The sequence below is a fragment of the Gordonibacter sp. genome (assembly GCF_036667095.1).
GTDB lineage: Bacteria > Actinomycetota > Coriobacteriia > Coriobacteriales > Eggerthellaceae > Gordonibacter.
The window spans coordinates 1-2,722 of the sequence record NZ_JAVWUP010000022.1 but is presented as its reverse complement, the minus strand read 5'-3'; the positions used below and the strand labels follow the sequence as shown (position 1 = coordinate 2,722).

Below are 2,722 nucleotides of genomic sequence, written 5' to 3'. Positions count from 1 at the left end.
CAGCGCGACAAGCTGGGCGTAAAGGTCGATGCACTCGTTGGCGGGGGGGGGGGGCGGAAATGAGAGTATAGGACAGTTGACTGACCGGATACCCGACGACATGGTGCCGCAGGTAAAAATCGTGAGTAAAGAAGAGCTAGCGATACCATACGATGTCGCTAACTTTTGCGACCTGCAAGATGGAACCTTTGCCTTTGTTGTATCCGCAGAACGCGATAAATGGCTTCGACGGTTCAGCACTGACGGGGTGGTCACGAACGTTTCGCCGCTTCCAGCACTTAACGGAGTGGACAGAAGCTACATGTACGTTCTTACCGACTATCACGGTCGTATTTTTGCTTTCGGCACCGAGCCCTTGTCGCACCTATACGTCGTTGACCTAAACGGCGTTGTAGTACACGACGACGTCAGTTCATACGAACACGCCCATTACGTAGATGACCAAAGCGGTAGCTTTTACTTCAAAGCGAACAGCGAACGGGTAAGAGAGTTCACGGCAAGCAACATCATCGTTGACCACAGCTATAGTGACTCGGGCTTCACATCCCAAGACATAGTTGCGATAACCAACACCGGCTTATATATTAGCCACGAACGCTACACAATGACCTACCTGCGGTACCTGAGCCATTTAACCGGTGCTAAATCGGCGGACGTATCGCCTAGCGACAACTCTGGCATAGAAGAGCTAATGAAAGACCTTGCCGGTAAGTTTAATTACGATGGTGCAACGTACCTAGTTACGAAGAATTGGCGGGTATACAAACTTACCGGCTCCGTTGCAGATCGCGAGATCATTGACATACCGCCTAACGTGGATTCTCTCACGTCGATCAGCCAACCGAGTAGGCAGCACGACCTACCGGGGTTTGTATTTATTGACATAAACAACCGTATGTTTCGGGCGAAGATGCCCGGTATCTGCGTTGTTAACCATCCGCGAATAGACTCGGGAGAATACCAAGGAATACCGCGGGCAAAAGTTGTGGTTGGCACTAACGGAACCGTAAAGGCTTACCGGCTGGCGCGTGGAGGAAACCCCACAACGCTGGCAGTAACAACCCTGAAATAAAGGAGCACAACATGAGAAATGAGAGCGACTAGATGGACGTACTCTGTAACGAGCACAGCGCGCATGAGGTGCGTATCAGCGGCCTGGAACACCGGGTAACCGCTCACGGAGAGGACCTCGATTTGGCCACCGAAACGCTAGCTAAACTGGGTCAAATCGAGGAGCAAAACCGAGAGCAGCTCAAGCGCATGGACGCGCGGATAACATTGCTGGAAAACGACAAAGGCCGCAAATGGGATGCCCTAGTCGGTTACGTCATGATGGCAATGGTCGGCGCGGTTATAGGTTTTATCGCATCGCAAATCGGACTCAACTAAAGGAGTAAAAATGCAAATCAACTGGAAATTACGACTGCAAAACAAGCCTACGCTCATCGCGCTAATCGCCTGCGTGGTGGCGTTTGTCTGGCAGGGCTTGGGCATGGTGGGCATCGTGCCGCCTGTGTCGCAGGATGCCATCATCGCGTGGCTTGGCCTGGCCGTTAACGCCCTGGTCTTGCTGGGAGTGGTAACCGACCCCACAACGCCCGGGGTCAGTGACAGCGAGCGGGCGCTGCATCGTGATAAACCGTCCCTGTAGGGTCGCGCTGGCGGCAGCGGCGGTACTCACCATGTGTGCCGTGCTGCCGCTGCTTGAGGTGCCGCCAGACCCGCCAGCGCAACCAGAGCACATCCCGTGCAACGATAGGCCGCTGCTCACCGAGCGGCAAAAGGCAGAGGCGCGCGCCACCGGTTACGCATCGTTTATGGCAAGCGATGGGTGGCACGTCGAACATATAAGTAACTTAAGTGATTACCTTTAGGAGATAATTATGATCATCACAACTAATGCAGGGCATACGCCGACCAGCCCAGGGGCAGGGGCGCTACTCAACGAGGTAGCGTGCAACCGACCGCTGCGCGACCAGGTCAACGATGAGCTGCGCCGACGCGGGCATGAGGTATACGACTGCACCGCACCAGACGATATGGGCTATCCGGATGAGCTAGACCGCCAGGTATGTATCGCCAATGAAAGTGGCGCGACGCTTGCCGTGAGTATGCATCTCAACGCTGGGGGCGGCACGGGACCCGAGGTGCTCTACTGGGACGGCGACGACCATGGCCGTGCCCTGGCTGCTAAAATAAGCGCAAACCTAGCGCGTGCCTTGGGGCTGCCTGACCGTGGAGCAAAGGCGCCTGATGACGACTTGGCGTTTCTGCGCGACACCGGCATGACGGCTCTTATTGTCGAGGCGTGCTTTGTCGACAGTCCAGAAGATAAAGAGGCATGGGACAGAACGTCGTGGGCGGACATCGCCGCAGCTATAGCCGACGGCATTGAGGGTAAGGACTGGGCTAAGCCCGCTGCGCCTGCGCCGTCCCCGGAGCCAACCCCGGAGCCGGCGCCAGAACCAGAGCATGGCTGCAACGAGACTACCCATGTGGTCAAACCGGGCGACACCATCATTATTGGCAAATAGTCAACGGCGGGCAAGATGGACACCTATTACGGGTGGTCATTTTTTGTTTATTTCGATTGCATTATATTTGCATTTTTGAGTAAAATTGCACGCTATTTGCATCGTTTGCGCAACTATATAAAACGATACACACATCAATGACCTGCATATATGCAATTAAAAGGAATAAAAACTGGCGGAGGAGGAGG

4 protein-coding genes are annotated in these 2,722 nt (G+C 54.5%); all 4 read left to right on the top strand.

Features of this window, described 5'->3' with window-relative positions:
* The first annotated feature begins 121 nt into the window (after positions 1-121).
* The 4 genes from RR842_RS03955 to RR842_RS03940 all read left to right on the top strand — a co-directional run bounded on the left by RR842_RS03955 (position 122) and on the right by RR842_RS03940 (position 2,534).
* Positions 122-1,072, top strand: coding sequence for a hypothetical protein (locus RR842_RS03955; protein ID WP_332729029.1), 951 nt, complete (start codon positions 122-124; stop codon positions 1,070-1,072).
* A gap of 32 nt (positions 1,073-1,104) precedes the next feature.
* A complete protein-coding gene (locus RR842_RS03950; RefSeq protein ID WP_332729028.1) occupies positions 1,105-1,389 on the top strand; it encodes a hypothetical protein in 285 nt (94 codons plus the stop codon).
* A 10-nt stretch (positions 1,390-1,399) separates the two neighbouring features.
* Positions 1,400-1,651, top strand: a complete 252-nt coding sequence (locus RR842_RS03945; RefSeq protein ID WP_332729027.1) for a phage holin — start codon at positions 1,400-1,402, stop codon at positions 1,649-1,651.
* A gap of 232 nt (positions 1,652-1,883) precedes the next feature.
* Positions 1,884-2,534 (top strand): N-acetylmuramoyl-L-alanine amidase, encoded by a 651-nt coding sequence (locus tag RR842_RS03940; RefSeq protein WP_332729026.1) that lies wholly within the window; start codon positions 1,884-1,886, stop codon positions 2,532-2,534.
* Positions 2,535-2,722: the final 188 nt, after the last annotated feature.